The sequence below is a fragment of the Brevundimonas sp. EYE_349 genome (assembly GCF_023147505.1).
Classification (GTDB): Bacteria; Pseudomonadota; Alphaproteobacteria; order Caulobacterales; family Caulobacteraceae; genus Brevundimonas.
Genome location: NZ_JAHXPB010000005.1, coordinates 40,037 through 60,990, shown reverse-complemented (window position 1 = coordinate 60,990; position 20,954 = coordinate 40,037). Strand labels below are relative to the sequence as shown.

General features: G+C 69.4%; 24 protein-coding genes. 13 read left to right on the top strand and 11 right to left on the bottom strand.

Annotated features, from left to right (window positions below; all coding sequences use genetic code 11):
* Nucleotides 1-110: 110 nt before the first annotated feature.
* From KZX42_RS10410 to KZX42_RS10400, 3 genes are all read left to right on the top strand, one after another.
* Nucleotides 111-671 carry an HNH endonuclease gene (locus tag KZX42_RS10410; protein ID WP_248119267.1) on the top strand — a complete coding sequence of 187 codons (561 nt, stop codon included), beginning with the start codon at nucleotides 111-113 and terminating at the stop codon, nucleotides 669-671.
* 99 nt (nucleotides 672-770) lie between these two features.
* Nucleotides 771-1,196 carry a DUF2231 domain-containing protein gene (locus tag KZX42_RS10405; RefSeq protein WP_248119265.1) on the top strand — a complete coding sequence of 142 codons (426 nt, stop codon included), beginning with the start codon at nucleotides 771-773 and terminating at the stop codon, nucleotides 1,194-1,196.
* Complete coding sequence (locus KZX42_RS10400; protein WP_248119264.1) at nucleotides 1,193-2,500, top strand: sorbosone dehydrogenase family protein; 1,308 nt, start codon at nucleotides 1,193-1,195, stop codon at nucleotides 2,498-2,500. The genes KZX42_RS10405 and KZX42_RS10400 overlap by 4 nt, the downstream gene beginning before the upstream one ends.
* A 6-nt stretch (nucleotides 2,501-2,506) precedes the next feature.
* On the opposite strand, the gene KZX42_RS10395 is transcribed toward KZX42_RS10400, so the two are convergent.
* The 4 genes from KZX42_RS10395 to KZX42_RS10380 all read right to left on the bottom strand — a co-directional run bounded on the left by KZX42_RS10395 (nucleotide 2,507) and on the right by KZX42_RS10380 (nucleotide 6,526).
* Nucleotides 2,507-2,977: a hypothetical protein gene (locus KZX42_RS10395; RefSeq protein WP_248119262.1), complete on the bottom strand. Its 471-nt coding sequence runs from the start codon at nucleotides 2,975-2,977 to the stop codon at nucleotides 2,507-2,509.
* A 110-nt stretch (nucleotides 2,978-3,087) separates the two neighbouring features.
* Complete coding sequence (pdeM, locus tag KZX42_RS10390) at nucleotides 3,088-3,840, bottom strand: ligase-associated DNA damage response endonuclease PdeM (RefSeq protein WP_248119260.1); 753 nt, start codon at nucleotides 3,838-3,840, stop codon at nucleotides 3,088-3,090.
* Nucleotides 3,837-6,341, bottom strand: coding sequence for a ligase-associated DNA damage response DEXH box helicase (locus KZX42_RS10385; protein WP_248119259.1), 2,505 nt, complete (start codon nucleotides 6,339-6,341; stop codon nucleotides 3,837-3,839). The genes pdeM and KZX42_RS10385 overlap by 4 nt, the downstream gene beginning before the upstream one ends.
* Nucleotides 6,338-6,526: a hypothetical protein gene (locus KZX42_RS10380; protein ID WP_248119257.1), complete on the bottom strand. Its 189-nt coding sequence runs from the start codon at nucleotides 6,524-6,526 to the stop codon at nucleotides 6,338-6,340. Before KZX42_RS10380 ends, KZX42_RS10385 begins: the two co-directional genes overlap by 4 nt.
* An 80-nt stretch (nucleotides 6,527-6,606) precedes the next feature.
* Between KZX42_RS10380 and KZX42_RS10375 the strand changes: the two genes are divergently transcribed.
* Genes KZX42_RS10375 through hisC form a run of 5 tightly spaced genes read left to right on the top strand, consistent with a single transcriptional unit; the run spans nucleotide 6,607 to nucleotide 12,867 of the window.
* Nucleotides 6,607-9,462 (top strand): ATP-dependent DNA helicase, encoded by a 2,856-nt coding sequence (locus tag KZX42_RS10375; RefSeq protein WP_248119256.1) that lies wholly within the window; start codon nucleotides 6,607-6,609, stop codon nucleotides 9,460-9,462.
* 3 nt (nucleotides 9,463-9,465) lie between these two features.
* Nucleotides 9,466-9,939, top strand: a complete 474-nt coding sequence (ybaK, locus tag KZX42_RS10370) for a Cys-tRNA(Pro) deacylase (protein WP_248119254.1) — start codon at nucleotides 9,466-9,468, stop codon at nucleotides 9,937-9,939.
* A 48-nt stretch (nucleotides 9,940-9,987) separates the two neighbouring features.
* Nucleotides 9,988-11,043: a DUF2125 domain-containing protein gene (locus KZX42_RS10365; RefSeq protein ID WP_248119252.1), complete on the top strand. Its 1,056-nt coding sequence runs from the start codon at nucleotides 9,988-9,990 to the stop codon at nucleotides 11,041-11,043.
* Complete coding sequence (locus KZX42_RS10360) at nucleotides 11,043-11,729, top strand: hypothetical protein (RefSeq protein WP_248119250.1); 687 nt, start codon at nucleotides 11,043-11,045, stop codon at nucleotides 11,727-11,729. The genes KZX42_RS10365 and KZX42_RS10360 overlap by 1 nt, the downstream gene beginning before the upstream one ends.
* A gap of 13 nt (nucleotides 11,730-11,742) precedes the next feature.
* On the top strand, nucleotides 11,743-12,867 hold the full coding sequence (gene hisC / locus KZX42_RS10355; protein ID WP_248119249.1) for a histidinol-phosphate transaminase: 1,125 nt from the start codon (nucleotides 11,743-11,745) through the stop codon (nucleotides 12,865-12,867).
* Nucleotides 12,868-12,888: 21 nt separating this feature from the next.
* Here hisC and KZX42_RS10350 read toward each other — a convergent pair whose 3' ends face one another.
* The 5 genes from KZX42_RS10350 to KZX42_RS10330 are packed head-to-tail and all read right to left on the bottom strand — an operon-like array spanning nucleotide 12,889 to nucleotide 16,658.
* Nucleotides 12,889-13,677 (bottom strand): MipA/OmpV family protein, encoded by a 789-nt coding sequence (locus KZX42_RS10350; protein WP_248119247.1) that lies wholly within the window; start codon nucleotides 13,675-13,677, stop codon nucleotides 12,889-12,891.
* Between the two features lie 25 nt (nucleotides 13,678-13,702).
* Nucleotides 13,703-14,434: a lysophospholipid acyltransferase family protein gene (locus KZX42_RS10345; protein WP_248119245.1), complete on the bottom strand. Its 732-nt coding sequence runs from the start codon at nucleotides 14,432-14,434 to the stop codon at nucleotides 13,703-13,705.
* Nucleotides 14,435-15,076, bottom strand: coding sequence for a YdcF family protein (locus tag KZX42_RS10340; protein ID WP_248119244.1), 642 nt, complete (start codon nucleotides 15,074-15,076; stop codon nucleotides 14,435-14,437). It abuts the gene before it with no gap.
* Nucleotides 15,073-15,981, bottom strand: coding sequence for an ABC transporter permease (locus KZX42_RS10335; RefSeq protein WP_248119242.1), 909 nt, complete (start codon nucleotides 15,979-15,981; stop codon nucleotides 15,073-15,075). Before KZX42_RS10335 ends, KZX42_RS10340 begins: the two co-directional genes overlap by 4 nt.
* Nucleotides 15,978-16,658 carry an ATP-binding cassette domain-containing protein gene (locus KZX42_RS10330; RefSeq protein ID WP_248119240.1) on the bottom strand — a complete coding sequence of 227 codons (681 nt, stop codon included), beginning with the start codon at nucleotides 16,656-16,658 and terminating at the stop codon, nucleotides 15,978-15,980. Before KZX42_RS10330 ends, KZX42_RS10335 begins: the two co-directional genes overlap by 4 nt.
* A gap of 111 nt (nucleotides 16,659-16,769) precedes the next feature.
* On the opposite strand from KZX42_RS10330, the gene KZX42_RS10325 reads away from it, so the two are divergent.
* From KZX42_RS10325 to KZX42_RS10305, 5 genes are all read left to right on the top strand, one after another.
* On the top strand, nucleotides 16,770-17,726 hold the full coding sequence (locus KZX42_RS10325; protein WP_248119238.1) for an MJ0042-type zinc finger domain-containing protein: 957 nt from the start codon (nucleotides 16,770-16,772) through the stop codon (nucleotides 17,724-17,726).
* On the top strand, nucleotides 17,719-18,252 hold the full coding sequence (locus tag KZX42_RS10320; RefSeq protein ID WP_248119237.1) for a phosphoribosyltransferase family protein: 534 nt from the start codon (nucleotides 17,719-17,721) through the stop codon (nucleotides 18,250-18,252). Before KZX42_RS10325 ends, KZX42_RS10320 begins: the two co-directional genes overlap by 8 nt.
* A 177-nt stretch (nucleotides 18,253-18,429) precedes the next feature.
* Nucleotides 18,430-18,984, top strand: coding sequence for a 50S ribosomal protein L21 (rplU, locus tag KZX42_RS10315; RefSeq protein ID WP_248119236.1), 555 nt, complete (start codon nucleotides 18,430-18,432; stop codon nucleotides 18,982-18,984).
* Nucleotides 18,985-19,082: 98 nt separating this feature from the next.
* Nucleotides 19,083-19,370, top strand: coding sequence for a 50S ribosomal protein L27 (rpmA, locus tag KZX42_RS10310; protein ID WP_248119235.1), 288 nt, complete (start codon nucleotides 19,083-19,085; stop codon nucleotides 19,368-19,370).
* A gap of 166 nt (nucleotides 19,371-19,536) precedes the next feature.
* Nucleotides 19,537-20,070: a GNAT family N-acetyltransferase gene (locus KZX42_RS10305; protein WP_248119234.1), complete on the top strand. Its 534-nt coding sequence runs from the start codon at nucleotides 19,537-19,539 to the stop codon at nucleotides 20,068-20,070.
* Nucleotides 20,071-20,092: 22 nt separating this feature from the next.
* On the opposite strand, the gene KZX42_RS10300 is transcribed toward KZX42_RS10305, so the two are convergent.
* Together KZX42_RS10300 and KZX42_RS10295 are read right to left on the bottom strand one after the other, a co-directional pair.
* Complete coding sequence (locus tag KZX42_RS10300; protein WP_248119233.1) at nucleotides 20,093-20,287, bottom strand: hypothetical protein; 195 nt, start codon at nucleotides 20,285-20,287, stop codon at nucleotides 20,093-20,095.
* Nucleotides 20,288-20,403: 116 nt separating this feature from the next.
* Nucleotides 20,404-20,919 carry a hypothetical protein gene (locus KZX42_RS10295; RefSeq protein ID WP_248119232.1) on the bottom strand — a complete coding sequence of 172 codons (516 nt, stop codon included), beginning with the start codon at nucleotides 20,917-20,919 and terminating at the stop codon, nucleotides 20,404-20,406.
* Nucleotides 20,920-20,954: the final 35 nt, after the last annotated feature.

Here is a 20,954-nt window from a genome sequence, read left to right as displayed (position 1 = left end):
TCATGGCGATGAACGGGAATCGCGCGTAGGCTAGCCCCATAAGACTAGGGAAGGAGACGTGTCCTCACCTCTGTCGCCTCAAAATCCCCCCGCCAGAACGGGAGGGCCTGATGCAGGTTCTCCATAGACCGCCGTCCGGTTTCCCGGCCCTGGTGCTGAACGCCGATTTCCGGCCTCTGTCCTATTATCCGCTGTCGCTCTGGCCGTGGGAGGAGGCGGTCAAGGCGGTCTATCAGGACCGCGTCGACGTGGTGTCCCTGTATGACAAGGTGGTGCGATCCCCGTCCATGGAGATGCAGCTCCCCAGCGTGATCGCGCTGAAATCCTATGTCGACCAGGACCGCAGCCCAGCCTTCACCCGTTTCAACGTCTTTTTACGCGACGGGTTCGCCTGCCAGTATTGCGGGCGATCGACCGAGCTGACCTTCGATCACGTCATTCCCCGATCTCAGGGCGGACGCACGACCTGGGACAATATCGTCGCCGCCTGCAGCCCCTGCAACCTCGCCAAGGGCGGCCGCACCCCGCGCCAGGCCATGATGCCGATCCGCCGCGAGCCGTATCGCCCCAACGCCTGGCAACTCCAGGACGCCGGCCGCCGCTTTCCGCCCCACTATCTGCACCAGAGCTGGCTTGACTACCTCTACTGGGACATCGAACTGGAGCCCTGAGGTCCGCGCAACGAAATGACGCAGGGCGGGCCTTTGCGGGTCGGTGAACCATTTCGCGATCAGGCGGTTAGCCCATCCTGACACAGGGAGAGGGCAGGCATGAACACCCATGAGATTTCGGGGGCGGTGATCCGACCGCTGCACAGGCTGTTGCTGGCGTTTCCGGTCGCCTTGTTCACCTTCGCCCTGTTCACCGACATCGCCTATCTGCGGACAGCGGAGATGCAATGGTCGAACTTCTCGGCCTGGTCGATCGCGCTGGCCCTGGTGTTCGGCGGGATTGCGGGCGTCTTTTCCATCGTCGATCTGGTGCTGTCGTTGCGCCGGGGGCGGTCGACCTGGCGGATCGTTCATGTGGCGACGCTCGCCCTGGCCTGGCTGCTGGGCCTGGTGAACGCCTTCAAACACAGCCAGGACGCCTGGAGCTCGGTCGGCGCGTTCGGCCTTATCCTGTCGCTTCTTTGCACCCTGCTGGTCCTGGTCGCCGGCTGGACCGCCTATGCCGATCGGGAGATCGTCCGATGAACAAGAACATCCTGGCCGCCAGCGCCGCGACCCTGGCCGTGGCCCTGACGGTGGCGTCGTGCGGCTCCTCGAGCGATCCCAAGTTGAATCAGAAGGGCGCCACGCCCGACCTTCCCCGGGTCAACGAGACCCTGGTCCCAGCCATGAAGATCAGCCCGCCGGCGGCCTGGAACGGCGAGACGCCCGCCGTGCCCGAAGGCTTCACCATCAGCGCCTTCGCCACCGATCTGAAGATTCCGCGCCAGATGCTGGTGCTGCCCAACGGCGACGTTCTGGTCGCCGAAGGACGCGGCGGGGGCGCGCCGGCGGTGCGGCCCAAGGACGTCATCGCGGGCGTCATCAAGAAACAGGGCAATACCAAGATCGACGGCGGAAACCGCATCACCCTGTTGCGTGACGCCAACAACGACGGCGTGCCGGAACTGCGCACCGTTCTGGTCGAGAACCTGAACGCCCCCTACGGCCTGGCCTGGGTGGAGGGCTATCTCTACGTCGCAGAGCAGGACGCCCTGGTCCGCTTCCCGTTCCAGCCTGGTCAGACCGGCATCAGCACCCGGCCCGAGCGGGTCACAGAACTGCCGTCGCGCCTGAACCACCACTGGACCAAGGCCATGACGGTCAGCGCCGATGGGACCAAGCTGTATGTCGGCATCGGCTCCAACTCCAACATCGGCGAACGCGGGTTGGAGGTCGAGGAAGAACGCGCCGTGGTGTGGGAGATCGACCGGGCGACCGGCGCGCGACGCACCATCGCCACCGGCATCCGCAACCCCACCGCACTGGCCATCGAGCCGGGCACCAGCCTGTTATGGTCGGTGGTGAATGAGCGGGACGAACTGGGGCCGCAACTGGTGCCCGACTATCTGACCCAGGTGAAGGACGGGGCCTTCTACGGCTGGCCCTACAGCTACTGGGGTCAGAACCTGGACCCGCGCGTGATGCCGCAGAAGCCCGATCTGGTGGCGCGCGCGATCAAGCCGGACTACGCCCTGGGATCGCACGTGGCGGCGCTGGGTCTGGACTTCGCGCGCAACGGCGGCTTCGGCGGCCCGTTCGCCAACGGCGCCTTCATCGGCATGCACGGCAGCTGGAACCGCCAGGATCCGTCCGGGTACAAGGTCGTCTTCGTGCCGTTCAACAATGGCCGGCCTAGCGGCCAGCCGGTCGATTTCGCCACCGGCTTCCTGAAGGACGGCAAGGCGCGCGGTCGCCCGGTGGGGGTGTCCTTCGACCAGAACAAGCGCATCCTGCTGGTCGCCGACGATCTGTCCAACACCGTCTGGCGGATCGCGCCGCGCGGCTGAGGCGGGTCAGTCGCGAACTGTTGCTATGGGCGACGGCCGGCGCCGTTCGTTCTGTGGGCGCCGTCGACGCAGGCGGCGGTCGGCGCGAGCCATCTCGTTGAACGTGAGATCGGGCGACTGTCGGAAGGCGGCGCGCAACTGTTCGATACGGCCTGGCGCCCAGGCGGCCGCGACGCCGGCCGATCCGGCCAGGAAGTCGATGATCGAGACGGTGCGCCCCGTCAGCCCCTGCAGCAGTTCAAGCGCGAAGGCGGCGGCGACGACGAACAGGGCCAGATCGTCGCGACGCTGACGCGGGGCGATCAGGAACAGGCCGCTGGCCAAGCCATAGAAGGCGACCACATGGGCGGTCTTGTCGTTCAGGCCGAACATCTGTTCCACCCCCTGAAACGGACCCAGCATCAGCACCGCCATACTCAAGCTGGCGGCCACGAACATAAGGCGGGCGGCCATGACGATGTGGCGCGGCGTGAGCATGAGGCGGGCGTCCCTGGATCCGATGCCGTCCCACTGTGCATGGCCCGCCCCAAGACGCGGTGAAGCGACGTGCTGAACGCTTTACGAACGCCGCGCCAGCACCAAACGGATCAGCGCAGCACTGACCAAGTCAGCGCATGGACCCGGTCGCGTCCGAGGGCGGCGGCCAGCGGCGGGGTCGCGAACAGATTGGCCACCGCCGGATCGCGCACATTCAGTCCCCCGGTGAAGGCGCCGAAGGCCGGCAGCACGATCCGGCGCCCGTCCGTTACAAAACAGGGCCGCCGCACCCCGCGACCATAGGCGGCGACGCGCGCGGCTGGATGCAGGTGGCCCGCCACCTCGCCATGGCGGTCGCCTTCGGCCGACAGCGGCTCCGGCTCGTGCGTCAAACGCAGCGGGCCCAAAATCATGTCGCCGACGATCCGTCCGGGCAGGCGGCTGACGCTTTCGGCGTCACGCTTCAGCGCCTCGCGGTCGTGATTGCCCTCCAGCCACAGCCAGTCGCGCCCGCCCGCCAGCCGATCCAGTCGGGCCCGGTCCTCGACCGCCATGCGCGGAACCGCCCTGGTGTCGTGGAAACTGTCGCCCAACAGGACCACCCGTTCGGGCGCCAGCGCCTCGACCTCGGCTTCCAGCCGATCAAGGGTCGCGCGGCTGTCATAGGGGGGAAGCATCTGGCCGCGCACGGCGAAGGCCGACCCCTTCTCCAGGTGCAGATCGGCGACGATCAGGGTGTGGTGGGCCGGAACCCACATCGCCCCCGAACAGCGCAGCACGCAGACCTCGCCCGCGACCCGAACGCTGAGGGAGCCGCACGTCCGGCGCGCCGGGGCCAGGGTCTGACGCAGGGCCGCGTTCATACCGCCCCGCCCGTGACGGCGTCCGGTTCGTCGTCGTCCATCACCTCGGCGATCAGCATTTCGGCGCTCTCGTCCAGGATCATCTCGGCGGCGTCCCCGCCTACCCTCTCGCGTCCGATCTGGACCAGGACCGGCACGCAGAAGGGCGACGGGCGGGTCAGGGGCTGATGGCGGATTCGCCCCTCGATCCGTGTCAGCATCTGGCCCAGGCGCGACACGTCCAGCAGGCCGGAAGCCGCGTCGGCGCGGGCGGTCTTCAGCAGCAGATGGTCGGGTTGGTGGCGGCGCAGCACGTCGTAGATCAGGTCGGTGGAGAAGGTCACCTGCCGGCCGGTCTTTTCGGCGCCGGGCTGGCGGCGTTCGATCAAGCCCGAGATCAGGGCGCAATTGCGGAAGGACCGCTTCATCATGAAGCTTTCCTCCAGCCAGGCCTCCAGATCGTCGCCCAGCATGTCTGGCTGGAACAGGGCGTCCAGGTCGATCCTGTCCATCGGCCGGATCGACCAGATGGCCAGCGAATAGTCAGTGACGACGAACCCCAGCGGCCCGACGCCCAGCCGGTCCAGCCGCCGCGTCAGCAGCATGCACAGGGTGGTGTGGGCCAGATTGCCCTCGAACGGATAGGCGACCAGGAAGTGACGGCTGCCGCGCGGGAAGGTCTCGACCAGCATGGATTCGGCGTCGGGAATGACCGAGCGGGTTTCCTGCAACTCCAGCCATTCCTGCACGTCGGGAGGCAGGACGCGCCAGTGGTCGCGGTCGTGGACCATGTCGCGCACCCGGTCGGCCAGGGAGGTGGACAGCGGGAACTTCGATCCGCCCCAGGACGGGATTTTGGGGTCGCTGTCGTTGGCGTGCGTCACCAAGGCGTCGGCGCCCGTGATGCCCTGAAACGCCCAGATCTGGCCGGCGAATTGGAAGGTGTCGCCGGGCGTCAGCTGTTCGAAATACCATTCCTCGGCCTCGCCCACCTTGCGACCGCCGATCAGCTGGCGCGACGCCCCGCCCCGGCGGCTGGCGACGCGGACGTTCAGGGTTCCGGCAGAGACGATGGCGCCGACATTCATGCGGTGGCGCTGGGCGATCTGCTGGTTTCGCACCTTCCAGCGCCCGTCCTGCGTCCGCACGATGCGGGCGAAGCGGTCATAGGTCCGCAGGGCGTATCCGCCGGTGGCGACGAAATCGACCACCTCCTCAAACTGCTCCCACGTCAGGTCGCGATAGGGGCCGCAGCCGATGATCTCGTCATACAGGGCCTGCATGTCGAAGGGTTCGGAACAGCCCACGCCCATGACGTGCTGGGCCAGGGTGTCCAGGGTGCCAATGTGGATCGGCTCCCAGTCGAAGGCGTTGGCGGCGACGGCCTCGCGCGCGGCCTGGCACTCCAGCATCTCGAACCGGCTGGCGGGCACCATCAGGGCGCGCGACGGCTCGTCCAGCCGGTGGTTGGCCCGGCCGATCCGCTGGACCAGACGGCTGGAGCCCTTGGGCGCCGCCATCTGGATGACCAGATCGACGTCGCCCCAGTCGATGCCGAGGTCCAGGGTGGAGGTGCAGACCACGGCCCGCAGGTCGCCGCGCGCCATCGCCGCCTCGATCTTGCGGCGTTGCTCCGCCGCCAGGGAGCCGTGGTGCAGGCCGATGGGCAGGTTGTCGTCGTTGATCGCCCAAAGCTGCTGGAACACGAACTCCGACTGCCAGCGGGTGTTGACGAAGATCAGGGCCAGGGTCGAGCGCTGGATGGCGGCATAGACTTCGGGAATGGCGTGCCGCCCCGTATGGCCCGCCCACGGCACCTTGCCCTCCGAGATCAGCACGTCGATGACCGCCGGCGCGCCGGGGTCGCCCTTGACCAGGGTCACAGTATCGAGAGGGCCTCCAGCCGGCGCCAACCATCCCCGGATCAGATCGGGGTCTTCGATGGTTGCGCTCAGCCCCACCCGCCGCATCTGGGGCGCAAAGCTCTGCAACCGGCCCAAGCCCAGCGACAGCAGGTCGCCGCGCTTGCCGCTCCAGATCGCATGCACCTCGTCCAGCACGACGCATTTCAGGTCGGCGAAATAGGCTCGGGCGCCCTCCCAGGCGCAGAACAGGGCCAGCTGTTCAGGCGTGGTCAGCAGGATGTCGGGTGGGAAATCCCTCTGCCGCTGGCGCTTGGACTGTTTCGTGTCGCCGGTGCGGGTCTCGACATGGATGTTCAGCCCGATCTCGCGGATCGGGGTCATAAGGTTGCGCTCGACGTCGGTGGTCAGGGCCTTTAGCGGCGACAAATAGAGGGTGTGGACCCCCGATCCCGGCCCGATCTCAGGCCTCGGCCCCCGCTCCGCCAGATCGATCAGGCTGGGCAGAAACCCCGCCAGCGTCTTGCCGCCGCCAGTCGGCGCGACCAGCAGGGCGTGCGCCCCGGCTTGACCCGCCACGACCATCTCCAACTGATGCCGCCGAGGCGACCAGCCGCGGCTGGCGAACCAGTCGGCGAAAAGCGGGGGGAGGGACGTCACCTCAGACGAGCGCCCACGCAGGTCTGACCGTTCCATGCGTCGCCTGAATCCAGGCAGGAATCCTGGGCGATGGCGGCGCTGAGCGGCGGCCAGGCGATGAATCCGATCAGGACGACAATCGCTGCCGCCAGCAGGGTCACGGCCAGCAGGCCCTTGGGGGTCAGAAGCTTCGTCTTGGCGGCCATGAGCCAGAAATAGCGCGCCAGAGCGCCGGTCGCTAGATGTTCCCGTTCCGTTTCGCTTTGAGGCTCGCTATCTATCGGCTGTGTCAGACGAATCCGTCATTGCAGAAACGATCCAGACCGGGCGCCAACTCTGGTTCGACCTGCCGCCCGCACTGGCGACGCCGCCGGGCGCGGGGGCCGTGTGCGATGATGCGGGGGCCAGAAAGATCGGCCGTGGGGCGGCTGAGGGCTTCTTCACCACCGGGCCGGTTCTGGTGGCCCATGCGTCCCTGACGGCGCGGCGGTTGGGCCTGACGCCGCCGCCGCGATCATCTGATCTGAAGGACGTGTTGGAGCTTTACGCCTTTGTGCGACCGGCGCGGTTCTGTGCGCCGTCGCCGACGGGGCTGGCCCTGTCGCTAGGTCTGGCCGAACCGAAGTCGGCGGAGGAACAGGCGGCGGCGCTGCGCGAGGCGGCTGGTCTGCTGCTGAGCGAACTGGCGCAGCCGGCCTATCCTGAGCGGGAGGCGGCCTATGTCCTGGCCCTGACGATGCAGCGCGCAGGCTGGGCCTGGGGTGAGCGGGTGGTTCAGGCGCTAGAGGCGGGCGGGGTGCGGGCGCGCCAGCATCGCGGATCGGGTCTCGACGTCTGGTCGCGCCTGACGGAGTGGGAGGACGAGGCGCCGCGGGGCGAGGCGGGATCGGCCCCGGTCGACAGCGAGAGCGCGCGCATCCGGCTGGAGAAGCTACTTCAGGCCTCGGGCCTGGACGAGACGCGGCCCAGCCAGTCCGACTACGCCGCCGAGGCCGCCTTCGCCTTTTCGCCGCGCAACGACGAGGGACGACCCCGCGTCCTGCTGGCCGAGGCGGGGACCGGCACGGGCAAGACTCTGGGCTATCTGGCGCCCGCCTCCCTGTGGGCCGAGCGGAACCAGGGGGCGGCCTGGATTTCGACCTATACCCGCGCCCTGCAACGCCAGATCGACCGCGAGAGCCATTCGCTGTGGCCCGATCCGGCCGAGCGCAAGAAGAAGGCGGTGATCCGCAAGGGGCGCGAAAACTATCTGTGCGTCCTGAACCTGCAGGACATGGTTCAGGCGGCCCAGTTGGGGAACGGCGACCTGATCGGCTTGGCGCTGGTCGGCCGTTGGGCGCTGCATACGCGCGACGGCGACATGACGGGGGGGGACTTTCCCGGCTGGCTGCCCGGCCTGTTCGCCCAGCCGGCGGCCCATGCGGCGGGGGCGGGGAACCTGGTGGATCGGCGGGGCGAGTGCGTTCACGCCGCCTGTCCGCACTACCGCACCTGTTTCGTCGAAAAGACCATCCGCGCCAGCCGCCGCGCGGATCTGGTCATCGCCAATCATGCCCTGGTCCTGACGCAGGCGGCGTTCGACGGCGCGCGGTCGGCGCGGGGCCAGCAGCAGGACGGCGAGACGGCGGCCCTTAAGCGGATCGTCTTCGACGAGGGCCACCATCTGTTCGACGCCGCCGACAGCGCGTTTTCCGCCTGTCTGTCCGGTCAGGAGGCGGCGGAGCTGCGTCGCTGGATTCGCGGGCCGGAGGGGCGGGGGCGTCGTGGGCGCGGGCTGGAGCAGCGCCTGGGCGACATGGTCAATGACAATGAGGCGGCGCTGAAGGCGTTGCAGGACGCCATCCGCGCCGCCGCCGCCCTGCCGGGCGAGGGGGTGTCGGGTCGGGTCGCGCCCGCCTCGGGCGAGGTCAATCCCATCGGTCCGATCGAGGCCTTCCTGGCCGCCGCCCTGGACCAGTTGCGGGCGCGCACGGCCGAGACCAATACCTATGGCGGGCCAGAGTTCGGCATGGAGTGCGCGCTGAAACCCGTCACCGATCCTGTGGCGGAGACCGCGCGCGCGGCGGCCCAGGCCCTGGCGGCCATAGAGGCGCCGTTGCTGGCCCTGTCGCGGCATCTGGAGGACATTCTGGACGACGAGGCCGCCGAATTGGACGGGTCGCAGCGCTCCCGCATCGAGGGCGCCTTGCGCGGACTGGACCGGCGCGCGCGCATGACCCTGCCGGGCTGGCGGTCGATGCTGGCGGCGCTGGAGGACGGCGGCGACCAACCGGACCCGGATTTCGTCGACTGGCTGTCGGCCGAGACGGCGTTCGGCCGCATCCACGACGTGGCCCTGCGCCGCCACTGGATCGACCCGACCGTGCCGCTGGAGGCCGCCGTGATCGTGCCCTCGCATGGGGTGCTGGTGACGTCGGCGACCCTGTCCGATCCCTTGCAGGAAGACCCGTTCGATCTGGCGCGGCTGCGGACCGGATCGGCGCGGCTGATCGAGCCGCCGCGCACCCTGAAGGTCGAAAGCCCGTTCGATTACGCCGCCAACAGCCGGGTCATCGTCGTCAACGACCTGATCAAGGACGATCCCCGCCAGACGGCGGCGGCGATGCGCGAACTGTTCCTGGCCGCCGGGGGCGGGGGCCTGGGTCTGTTCACCGCCATCCGTCGTCTGAAGGCGGTCTATGAGCGGCTGGGGCCGGACCTGGCGAAGTCTGGCTTTCCGCTGTACGCCCAGCACGTCGATCCGCTGGAGGTCGGGGCGTTGGTCGACATGTTCCGGGTCGAGGAGAACGCGTGCCTCCTTGGCACCGACGCTGTGCGGGACGGGGTGGATGTGCCGGGGCGGTCCTTGCGGGTTCTGGCCTTCGACCGGGTGCCGTGGCCGCGTCCGGACCTGCTGCACAAGGCGCGGCGCGAACGTCTGGGTGGAAAAGGCTATGACGACGCCATCGCCCGCGCACGCATCGCCCAGGCTTTCGGCCGCCTGATCCGGCGTGGCGACGACAAGGGGGTGTTCCTGATGCTGGACGCCGCCACCCCCACCCGCCTGTTCGCCAGCCTGCCGCCGGGAACCGAGGTGCAACGTATGGGTCTGGCCGATGCGGTGGAGCTGACCCGCAGTTTCCTGAACCCCGAGCCGGCCTGAGCCATGTCCAAGACCACTCCCGCGACCGTCGCCCTGACCAAGGCCGGCGTCGCCTTCCTCCTGCACCCCTACGACTACGATCCCGACGCGCCGCGCACGGGATTGCAGGCGGCGGAAGCCCTGGGCTGGGCGCCGGAACAGGTGTTCAAGACCCTGATGACGCTGGTCGACGGCGCGCCCGCCTGCGTCGTCGTGCCCTCCGACTGCGAGGTCAGCATGAAGAAGCTGGCGGCTGTCTTCGCAGCCAAGTCGGCCCATATGATGAAGCCCGCCGACGCCGAGCGGCTGACCGGCTTCAAGGTCGGCGGGGTCAGCCCGTTCGGTCAGCGAAAGGTCGTCAGGACCGCCCTGGACGAGACCGCGATCCTGTTCGACCGCATCCTGATCAACGCCGGACAACGCGGCCTGCTGCTGGAGATCGCGCCCGAGGACGCCCGGCGCGCCGCCGACGCCGTAATGGCCGATCTGACCGCCTAGAAACCCGTCGCCCGACTGCGGTATAGGACGACGAACGCCGGAGCCTGCATGACCGAAACCCCGCCCGCGAGACACAGCCGTAAGGGCCTGTATGCGCCCTTCATCCTGGTGCTGATCGTCCTCGCGGGGTGGACCGGCTGGTGGTTCTATCTGACGCGCCAGATCGACACGCGGCTGGAGGCCCAGGTCCAAACCCTGCGCCAGGGCGGCTGGACTGTGCGCTACGATGACAAGACCATCACGGGCTGGCCGTTCCGCACCCATGTCGTGCTGGATCGCCTGGTGATCGGCATGCCGTCGGGCCACGCCCTGGCCGCGCCCGAGCTGACGGCCGAAGCCAACGCCTATCAGCCGACCAAATGGGTCGTGGCGGCGCCGCAGGGGCTGGTCCTGACCCGCGCCGGCAAGGGCGAGGTGGCGGTCAAGGGCGACGCCATCCGCATGAGCGCCAGCGGCATCGACCAGCGCTGGCCCAATCTGGCGCTGGAGATGGTCAATCCGATCTTCACGACCCAGACCGGCGCCGAACCCTTTCCCATCGCCCGCGCCGAACGGATCGAGCTTTACGCCCGCCCGCATCTGGAAGGCTCGACCGCGCCGGCCGACGACGTCGACGTAATGTTCCGTCTGGTCGGCGGCCAGGGCCGCGCCGACGGTCCGGTCGAGGGTTTCGCCCAGGACGGCTATCTGACGACCCAGCTGGAGGCCGTGGTCGGCCGGGCCAGCCTGTTGAAGACAGGCGGGGACGCCGCCGGGGTCTTTTCCGCCTGGACCAGGGCGGGCGGCGCCTTCCGCGACGTGCGCGGCGATCTTCAGGCGGGCGACAGCCGCGCCACATTGACCAGCGACCTGTTGAAGGCCGACACGAACGGCCGACTGACGGGCCAGGTGGAACTGCAGGCGCAAAAGCCGTTGCCGGCGCTGTCCGGCCTGATGGCGACGCGCCAGGGCGCGGTCAATCGCATCGGCGCGGCGGGGGCGGCCGCAGCGGCGGGCGCGGCCCAGGCGACGGGGCAGGAGCAACTGCCGCTGACGCTGGTGTTCCGCGACGGACGAACCTGGCTGGGGCCCTTCCCCCTGGCCCCGGCGCCCAAGTTGTTCTGATGAGCCTGCTGGACGAACCGCAAATGGACGCGGACCTGCTGGCGCTGGACCAGGCTGTGGTCCGCGCCGTGGCCGCGCGCATCGCGGCGGGACCACGCGACAGGCTTGACGCCGCCGCCATCGCTCTGCGCGGGCTGCTGGACGGCCTGTCGCCGGTCGAGGCCGCCGTTGTCAAGACGGTCTGGGGTCGGCTGGAGGCGGCGACCGGCCCGGCCCTGGTCGCCAGCGGCGGCGTGGCCCAGGCCCTGGCGACGGATCGGTTTGGCCTGGGCATCCGCCCCCTGTCGGCAGAGGACGCGCTGAAGGCGGCGGATTCGGGATCGCGCGCGGTGATCGACCTGTCGTCCGACCGCCCGTGGTGGGGGCGGCTGCTGGCGCGGCCCGACCTTCGGATCGTCGCCGCCCTGCCGGACGACCGGCGCGGCCGGCCTCAGGCGTTCGTCGTGGCCAGGGAGACGTCCGGGCCCACCGGCGCCGACCGCAGCTTCTGGGTCACCGACAGCGGCTGGTCCGAGACCAAGATCGCGGAGGCCCTGGGCGAGGCTGGGCTGGTCGCCGACCCGCTGGCGGCGGCGGGCGGGTTGAAGCTGTTCGTGCTGACAGGTTATGTGCAGGCCGATGACGGGCGGCTGACGACCGCGCCCGGCCGATTGAACGGCGTCATCGGCGCCGCCCCCCTCTATTAGTTCAAGGCTTCTCATGACCGACGCGACCGCGACCGCGACCCCAGGCCCTGCGCCCCAAGGCCCGACGCCCAAGCCCGGCATCCTCGACATCGCCCCCTATGTGGGCGGCAAGTCGTCTATCGCGGGCGTCGCCGAGCCGATGAAGCTGTCGTCGAACGAGAACATGCTGGGCGCAGGCGAAAAGGCGCGCGCCGCCTATGAAGCCGCCGTCCGGAACATCCACATCTATCCCGACGGCCGCGCCGGCAAACTGCGGGCCGCCGTGTCCGATCTGCACGGGCTGGAGCCAGAGCGGCTGATCTTCGGCAATGGCTCGGACGAGGTCTTCGCCCTGCTGAACCAGACCTATCTGACGGCGGGCGACAACATCGTCTGCGGCCAGTACGGCTTTTTGGCCTACCGCATCAGCGCCCTGGGCTGCGAGGCCCAGGTCAAGCTGGCGCCCGAGCCGAACTTCAAGGCCGAGGTCGACGCCCTCTTGGCCCAAGTCGATGACCGCACCAAGATCGTCTATGTCTCCAACCCGTCCAACCCCACCGGCAGCTACAACACTGGCGAGGAAATTCGCCGCCTGCACGCCGCCCTTCCGTCGCACGTCATTCTGGTCGTGGACGAGGCCTATGCGGAATATGTGACCGAGGCGGACTGGGAGACGTCATTCCCGCTGGCCAGGGACGCCGAGAACATCGTCGTCACCCGCACCTTCTCCAAGATCCACGGCCTGGGGGGCTTACGCATCGGCTTCGGCTATGCGCCTGTCGCGGTGGCCGAGGCCATTGACCGCATCCGCCTGCCATTCAACGTTTCGGTTCCGGGGCTGGAGGCGGCGACGGCCGCCCTGTCCGACACGGCGCACCAGGAGGCGTCGCGTGAGCTGATCACGACGTGGAAGCCGCGCCTGACCCAGGCCCTGCGCGGCTTCGGCTTCGAGGTCCTGCCCAGCGCCGGCAACTTCGTCCTGGTGCTGTTCGACGCCGCCGACCGCGCCGCCGCCGCCAACGACTATCTGAACACAAAGGGCATCATCGTCCGCCCGGTCGGCGGCTATGGCCTGCCCCAGGGCCTGCGCATCACGATCGGCACGGAAGATCAGAACCGCGCCGTGATCGACGCCATGAGCGAGTTTGCGGCGACCTGATCGGTCGCCGCCTTTTCGTCGTCAGCCGCCGAAGCGACGGGCGATGAAGACGCCGGTGCGGATGGCGTCGTCATTCCTGGACAGGGGGCTGTCGGCGACGTCGCCCAGCCGACGTTCATAGTTGAGCAGGCCGCCAGCCCCCCACTTGTCGCCGATCGGAACCAGCAGGATCAGACTGGCGCCGGCGCCCTGCAGGCCGCCGCCCGGCGAATAGGCGGCGATGCCGTTGGCCGTCGCTTCCGAGGGGCTGACGCCATAGTAGGCGTCGGCCAGTTTGGCGTCGCCGCCGCGCACATAGACCGAGGCGTTCAGAAGCCCGACCGGCGTCACCCGCTGATGGCCGACGGAGGCGTAGTATTCGGTGCCCTCGCTGACGTCGCTGATGTCGCGGCTGATGCGGCCGCCGACGACGACGTTGCCTGGCAGGCGTTTGAAGGCGTAGGCGGCCAGATCGGCGCCGAAGCCAGGCCTGTCCAGCGCCAGCCCCTCGATATCATCGGCCGAGAAGCGCGGGCGAACCTGCACCCCGGCGCGGAAATCGTCGGTCTTGACCACATTCCAGCCCAGACCGTCGATCGGCGTCAGATAGACGATGTCGCGATAGTTGGCCGAAATCCAGGGCGCGACCGTGGTCTTGGAGCCGGTGTCGCCATTGCTGTCGTTACGATACAGCACCCCCGCCCCCAGATCGACGGTCCAGCCTTCGGCGGCGGGCCGGACCTGTTCGTAGGGCTGCGACTGCGCGAAGGCGGAACCGGCTAAGGCCGTTGCGGCGATGGCGGCCGTCATGGCCAGGAAGCGCAGGGACATGGAAGTTCCTCGATTGTAGTTCAGATCACCCGATACGCTCGGGCCGGCCGTTTGGCTTCAACAACCCCAACGACGCCGTTTCGATGCGACTTTCCAGCAACGCCATCATGGCGCCGCGCTTCAGGCCGGCGGGGATGGGGTCCAGGAATTCGAACACCACCACCCCGGGATTGCGGCGAAAGCCGTGGGCCGGCCAGTGAACGCCCGAGTTGGTGGCCACGGGCCAGCAGGGGCCTTCCAGATCGCGATAGATGGCGGCGACGCCGGGCTTGTAGTCGCCCGGCACGCCGGGGTCGTTGCGCGTGCCCTCGGGGAAGATGACGATCTGGCGGCCTTCGGACAGACGGTCCTTGGCCTGGCGGGTCATGTCCTTCAGCGCCTTGGCGTGACCAGCGCGGTCCACGGCGATCATCTTGGCCTTCCAGGCGAACCAGCCGAAGAAGGGCAGGGGCATCAGCTCCTTCTTCATGACGAAGCAGGCGTCGGGCAGCACCGCCAGCAGGGCGACGATATCCAGCATCCCCTGGTGCTTGGAGGCGACCAGTGCGGCGCCCGACGGACAGTTCTCCAGCCCCCGGAACTCCACCCTAACCCCGGCGATCCAGCGCAGGCCGAACAGCACCGACTTGGCCCACATCTGGATGACGCCCATGGCGAACCCATGCGGCATCAGAAGCGCCGGCGACAGGCCGACGGCGAAGACCGGCATCGACAGATACAGCCAGACGGTGAACAGGAGGGAGCGCAGCATAGTCACCTAAGCGGGGGCCTTTTCTTCGGCGGCGGAAACGGGCGTCGCGGCGGCGGCGGGCTGCTCGCGGGTCAGGCGACGCAGGCCTTCGCGCCCCAGGACGGCCAGGTATTTCATATATTCCAGCGTCATGCGCCGCGCCGTCACCGCCGCCCGCCACCAGCGCGCGTTGTCCAGCGATGGGGTCGAGACGGCGTATGGCGTCAGCTTGACCCCCGGCAACTGGCCCCGAATCTCCACCAGCGAGCGCGGCATATGATAGTCGGACGTCACCACGATCAGGCTGCGATAGCCCTTCGACCGCGCCCAGGCGGCGATCTCCTGGGCGTTGCCGACCGTATCCTCGGCCTCGAAGCCCAGATCGACGCAGCAGTTGAACAGGCGGCTGGAGCCGGGCGTCAGTTCGCGCAGCTCGCGGCGGCGCACCTCGCGGTTGACGCCCGAGATCAGCACCCGCTCGCCCTTGCCCTGTTCCAGCAGGCGGATGGCGGCGTTGACGCGCTCGGACGACGGGCCCGTCAGCGCCACGATGGCGTCGGCGCGGGCGGGATCCTCGGCGGGCGTCAGTTCGCGCACACGGTGGGCGAAGGCGAACAGTCCGACCAGCCAGATCAGGCCGGCGATGAAGACGACGCTCAACAGTCTCATGCGTCCCCCCCGCTCGCGCCCGAAGCCAACACCCGCATGGCGGCGAATCTCGCGGCCAGAACCGCAACCGTAGCCGCCAGCAGCGGGCATGGCGAGAGCAGCAACAGGTCGCCCCACGCCACGGGCAGCGCCGCCGTCAGGCCGCCCGACCCGCCCAGCAGCCGCAGCAAAGCAACCAAGATCGCGGCCAGGCCCGCCCCTATGGCGCCGGCGGCGGCGGCCAGCAGACCGAAACGGCGCTGGAACAGGCTGGCGATCCGTCCGTCCGTCGCCCCGTTCAGGCTCAGGGTCTGGATCACGTCCCGCCCGGCGGCCAGGCCTGCGCGGGTGGCGTAGGCGATGGCGGCGGCGGCAGCCAGGGCCGTGGCCAGGAAGGCGGCCCCGGCCAGGACGGTGATCAGATTGGCCGAACGCTCCACCTCGCCGCGCCACAGGCTGTGGTCGTCGACCGTGGCGTCCAGGCCCGCCTCGGCCAAGGCGCGGCTCAGGGTGACGGCGCTGGCGGGGGCCTGGGGGTTCAGCCGCACGGTGACCAGATGCGGCAGGGGCAGGTCGGGCAGGACCGCATCCCCCAGCCAGGGACGCAGCAGATCCTCGGCCGCCTTGCGGTCCAGGGCGGCGGCCTCCTCCACCCCGGCGACGCCCGACAGGGTCTCGGCCGCGCGGGCGGCGGCGGTGTCGCCGGTCTCGCCGACGCGGGGGCGCACCTGGACGGTGGCCTCGGCGCCCAGTTGGCGCGCCCAGCCGTGGGCGGCGCGGTCTGCGGCGGAGGCGGCCACGGCGGCCAGACAGGCCAGGAAACATAGCACGGCGATCACCGTCATCAGCCACGGCTCGCCTGCGGCGGCGGGCGGCAACAGACCGGGCCGGCGGCTGGTCAGGCTGAAATCCGAAAGGCGGATCATGCGGCGGCCCGCCCCGGCTCGTGCAGCCGCCCGCCCTCCAGCCGCAGGACGCGCGCGCCCGAGCGTTCGGCCAGCCCCTGGTCGTGGCTGGCGATCAGCACCGTGGCGCCCAGTTTGTTCAGAGACTGGAACAGGCGCAGCAGCTTGTCGGCCATCACCGCATCGACGCTGCCGGTCGGTTCGTCAGCCACGATCAGGCCGGGCCGGGCGATCACCGCGCGCGCGATGGCCAGCCGCTGCTTCTCGCCGCCGGACAGGGCCGGGGGGCGGGCGTCCATGCGACGGCCCAGGCCCACCCATTTCAGCATCTCCTCCACATCGGCGGCGTAATCGGCTTCGGCGCCCCCCGCCAGCCGCAAGGGCAGGGCGGCGTTGTCGAAGGCCGACAGATGGTCCAGCAGGCGAAAATCCTGGAACACCACCCCCATGCGGCGACGAAAGGCGGGGATGTCGCGCCGATCGATATGGGTGACATCGGCCCCGAACAGGCGAAGACCGCCTCGCAGCGGACGGTCCGCCAGGGTCAGCAGGCGCAGCAGCGAGGACTTGCCCGCCCCGGACGGGCCGGTAAGAAAGTGGAAAGAGCCGCGCGGCAAAATGAGGTTAACGTCCCGCAATACGTCGGGCGCGCCCGCATAGCCGAAGCCGACGCCCGACAGGCGCACGGTCTCGGTCATGGTCTCGGTCATGAGGGCGGGTTCGGCGGACGGCATGGGATGACGGGTTTCAGGAACAGGGGCGCGACGTCGCGCCTTACGGGAGGGGGCGACAGCCTCGCAGTCAGCCACATGATACTGACCTGCCCGGCCTGCGCCACCAGCTATTTCATCAGGGACGACGCCGTGGGGCCGGAAGGCCGCAAGGTGCGCTGCCAGTCGTGCGGCGAGGTGTGGCGCGCGACGCCTGACGAACCGCTGGAACTGACGCTGACGCCCGAGGTCTCCGCCCCCCTGGCCCCTACGCCGGCGCCCGAGCCGGAGCCCGAGGCCCCCAGTCTGGCCGAGACGCCCGCGCCGGAGTTACCCCGCGCCTTTCGCGCCCGCGCCGAACGTCAGAAGAAGCTGCGGCGCGCGGCCGCCCACGGGGTGGTCTGGGCCGGGCTCGCGGCGGTCTTCATCGGCCTGATCGCGGCGGCCCTCGTGTTTCGGGTCCAGATCGTTCAGGTCTTCCCCCGCGCCGCCTCGGCCTATGCGATGGTCGGCGCCCCGGTCAATGTGGTGGGCCTGGACTTCGAGGCCCTGACCGCGAAGTCGGCGCCGAACCGGCCGGGCATGGTTCTGGTGTCCGGCGCGGTGCGCAACGTGCGCGACGCCGAGATCGTGGCGCCCCCCATTCGCGTCGCCCTGCTGGACGCCCAAGGCGCCGAGGTCGGCTCCAAGATCGTCAAGATGGAGGGACCGCCGGTCCTGCCAGGCAAGGTCCAGGGGTTCGCCGTCCTGATCCCTGATCCGGGCGGACACGGCGCAGGCATTGGCGTGGACTTCGCCCCGCCGCCCGCGCCCGCCAAGCCGTCTGGCGATCATCCGCAGTCTGCAGCGCCGCAGCCGGCCGCCAGCCCTGCGTCGCCTTCCGCCGCCCCGACGGGGCAGGGCGCCGCCTCGCATGGTCTGCGCTCGGCGACCGCGCCCGGCGCCGATACGTCGCACGCCGCCCCGGTCGAGGCGCGCCCGGCTGGCGCGGCCGTCGACACGCCGGCGGTGGACAAGTCCCATGGCCAGGCGGTATCGGCCTCGCATCATGGCTGATCCCTCCCCGACGCCGACCGTTCTCCTGCCCGAGGCCGATGTCGCCCGCATCGTCGCCGAACTGGCCCAGCGAATCGCGCCCGTGATCGACGACGAGACGGTGGCCGCCGTCCTGCTGACCGGCGGCCTGTGGTTCGCCGCCGATCTGACCCGCGCCCTGGCCCGCGTCGGCCGCAACGTCCGCTTCGACGCCCTGTGGCTGGCCTCCTATGGCGACGAACAGTCCAGCCGGGGCAAGATCGACGTCTACGCGCCGTTCCAGCGCCCCATCGCGGGCCGGCGGGTCCTTATATTGGACGACGTGTTCGACACCGGCCTGTCCCTGGCCGAGGCGGTCCGCATCGCCAGGGAGGGCGGGGCGTCCGAGGTCCTGACCTGCGTCTTCGCCCGCAAGCCCTGGCCAAAGCCGCGCGCGCCCGAACCCGACTTCGTCGGCTGGGAGGCGCCCAACCGTTTCCTGGTCGGCTACGGCCTGGACCACGCCGGCGCGCTGCGCGGCCTGCCCGACGTTTGCGCTCTGGACTGAGGGCGCCGGGACTGAGGTCATCGGGCCGCGACGACGAGGTATAATCCGGGCGGGGCTGAATTTCCGCTGGGTTCGGCGTTGACTCTCGAACACCCTTCCGTATATGTCGCCGCTCTTCGCCGCCGGGGGTATCTCCGGGGGGCGTATCTTTTTTTGCGTTTGCGCTGAGGCTTCAACATGTACGCGGTGATCAAGACCGGCGGCAAGCAGTACCGGGTCCAACCGGGCGACACCATCGTCGTCGAAAAGCTCGACGGCGACGCCGGCGCTGAGCTGAAGTTCGACAGCGTCCTGATGCTGGGCGGCGACAAGGGCGTGACCCTGGGCGCCCCGCTGATCGACGGCGCCTTCGTCGGCGCGACCCTGGTCGAGACCCGCAAGGGCGAGAAGATCAAGATCTTCAAGAAGACCCGTCGTCAGGGCTATCGCCGCACCAACGGCCATCGCCAGATGGAATCGGTCCTGCGCATCACCGGCATCGAAGGCGCCGGCGAGACCGCCAAGTGGGACGGCACGGTCGATCTGACCACCAAGGCCGAGATCAACCTGCGAGCCCGCAACCTGGCCACGCGCGGCGCGACCTCTTCGCTGGGTTCGACCGAGACGGTCGTGACCGACGTGGACGGCGCCGAGGTCAAGGGCGTCGTGGTCGAGAGCTCGGCTCCCGCCAAGAAGGCCCCGGCCAAGAAGAAGGCCGCGCCCAAGGCTGAAGCCGCCGGCGACGAAGCCTAAGACATTCACCGGCGCTTCACGGCGCCAGACCTAAGTTGCGGACGCGCTCAAGTAGGCCGAACGGCCGGTAGCGCACCAAGAAAGTACGGAGCGGCAAGATGGCTCACAAGAAATCCGGTGGTTCGTCGCGCAACGGTCGCGACTCCGAGTCGAAGCGCCTCGGCGTGAAGAAGTTCGGCGGCGAGCGCGTGCTGGCCGGCAACATCATCGTGCGTCAGCGCGGCACCACCTTCCACCCGGGTGAGAACATCGGCATGGGCCGCGACCACACCCTGTTCGCCCTGACCCCGGGCGCGGTGAAGTTCACGACCAAACGTGGCGGCCGTTGTTACGTGTCGATTCTCGCGGCGAACGACGACGCCCAAGTGGCGATGGCCGCCGAGTAACGCGAGCTGGGATTTCACCGGATCGCGTTGCTCACGACAGCAGCCGATCCGGACCAGGGAAATATTCCGCGGGGAGTCTGGATCACCAGGCTCCCCGTTTGCGTTCCCCGCCTCGAAGACCGTCCGAGCCCTTCAAGGAGATGGTCGAGAGAATGAGGCGATCGCCATGTGCGTCATTGAAACCTCCCCCGTCGTCGAGACGCGGCGCCTGGTGCTGCGTGCGCCCGCGCCCCAGGATGCGCCGCGCATCGCCGCCCTGGCCAACGATCTGGACATCGCGCGCATGACCAAGCGGATGCCGCACCCGTTCCGGGTTCGCGACGCCGACGACTTCGTGCTGCAGGTCGCATCCCAAGACCCGGCGCGGGCCAACACCTTCGTCATCGATCACGAGGACGCCGGTCCCATCGGCGTGATCGGCCTGTTCGAGGGCGAGGATCGCGTGCCGGAGACAGGCTATTGGATCGGGCGGGAGTATTGGGGTCGGGGCTTCGCCACCGAGGCGCTGGACGCCGCCCTGCTTTGGGCCAGCCGCAGGTGGAAGCGTCGTGCGTTGGTCGCTGGCCATTTCGCCGACAATCCCGCCTCGGGCCGGGTGCTGGAAAAGGCCGGCTTCCTCTACACCGGCGAGACGCGCCGCGCCTGGAGCCGCGCGCGGGCGGCCGAGGCGGACACGCGGATGATGGTCTGGCTGGCCTGACGCTTCGGTCGGGCCTTTAGCCTCAGCTCGCCAGGGCGGGGCCGTAGATGGCGGCCGCGGCGATCAGCCCGGCCGTCAGCATGGCGGCAGCTCCGGCGATGAAGGTGGCCACTGTCTTGGCGCGGCGGCGGCGCATGCCGCCAGACTTGTACTTGCGGATGATGACCGACGGCCCGCGCGTGAAGGCCTCGGAGCCGATGATGTTGTGTTGGGACAAAGAAGACGCTCCCCCGACTGGCACACAGAAGCCCTAACCCCTCCGGGTCGCTCGCGGCCAGAAGATGGCGACCCGCGTTACCGGGGTCGCCATCTTCGTGACACGCGGCGATGGAATCACAGGGTGAGGGACACCACTCGGCCGCCGCGCGTCTGGACACGGCGCATCAGGACGATGGGGTCGCCATCGGCCTTGACCGGCGCGATCACGAACCAGCCGCCGTCCGGCAGGCCGTCGAACTGGAACCGGCCGGCCCGGCACTGTGTGTCGCGGACATAGGTGACGTAGTTGGCGTTGGCGTCGGCCACGGTGCGGGCGCGGACCACGGCGGCCGGCACGGCGGCCCGCTCGGTCGAGCCGTACAGGGTGCGGAAGCGGGCGCGGGTATAGGGAGTGTCGGGCGTCAGGCCCACATTGCCGACGCAGGCGAAGGCCTTGCCGTCCTGGGCGAAGGCGATCTGGCCCTGGATCGCGTTGGGGCCGGGCGTCTGGGACCAGGCGAAGTCCGATTCGGCGAAGGCGGCGGGGCCGACGCCGGGCAAGCCGCCGCCAACGGTAGGGGCGCAGGCGGCGAGCGCGGTCAGGGCCAGGCCCGCAACGGCGGTGGCGGCGACGGTGAGACGGCGGGACATGGGCTTTTCCTCCGAAAGCGACGGGTCGCGGGGAA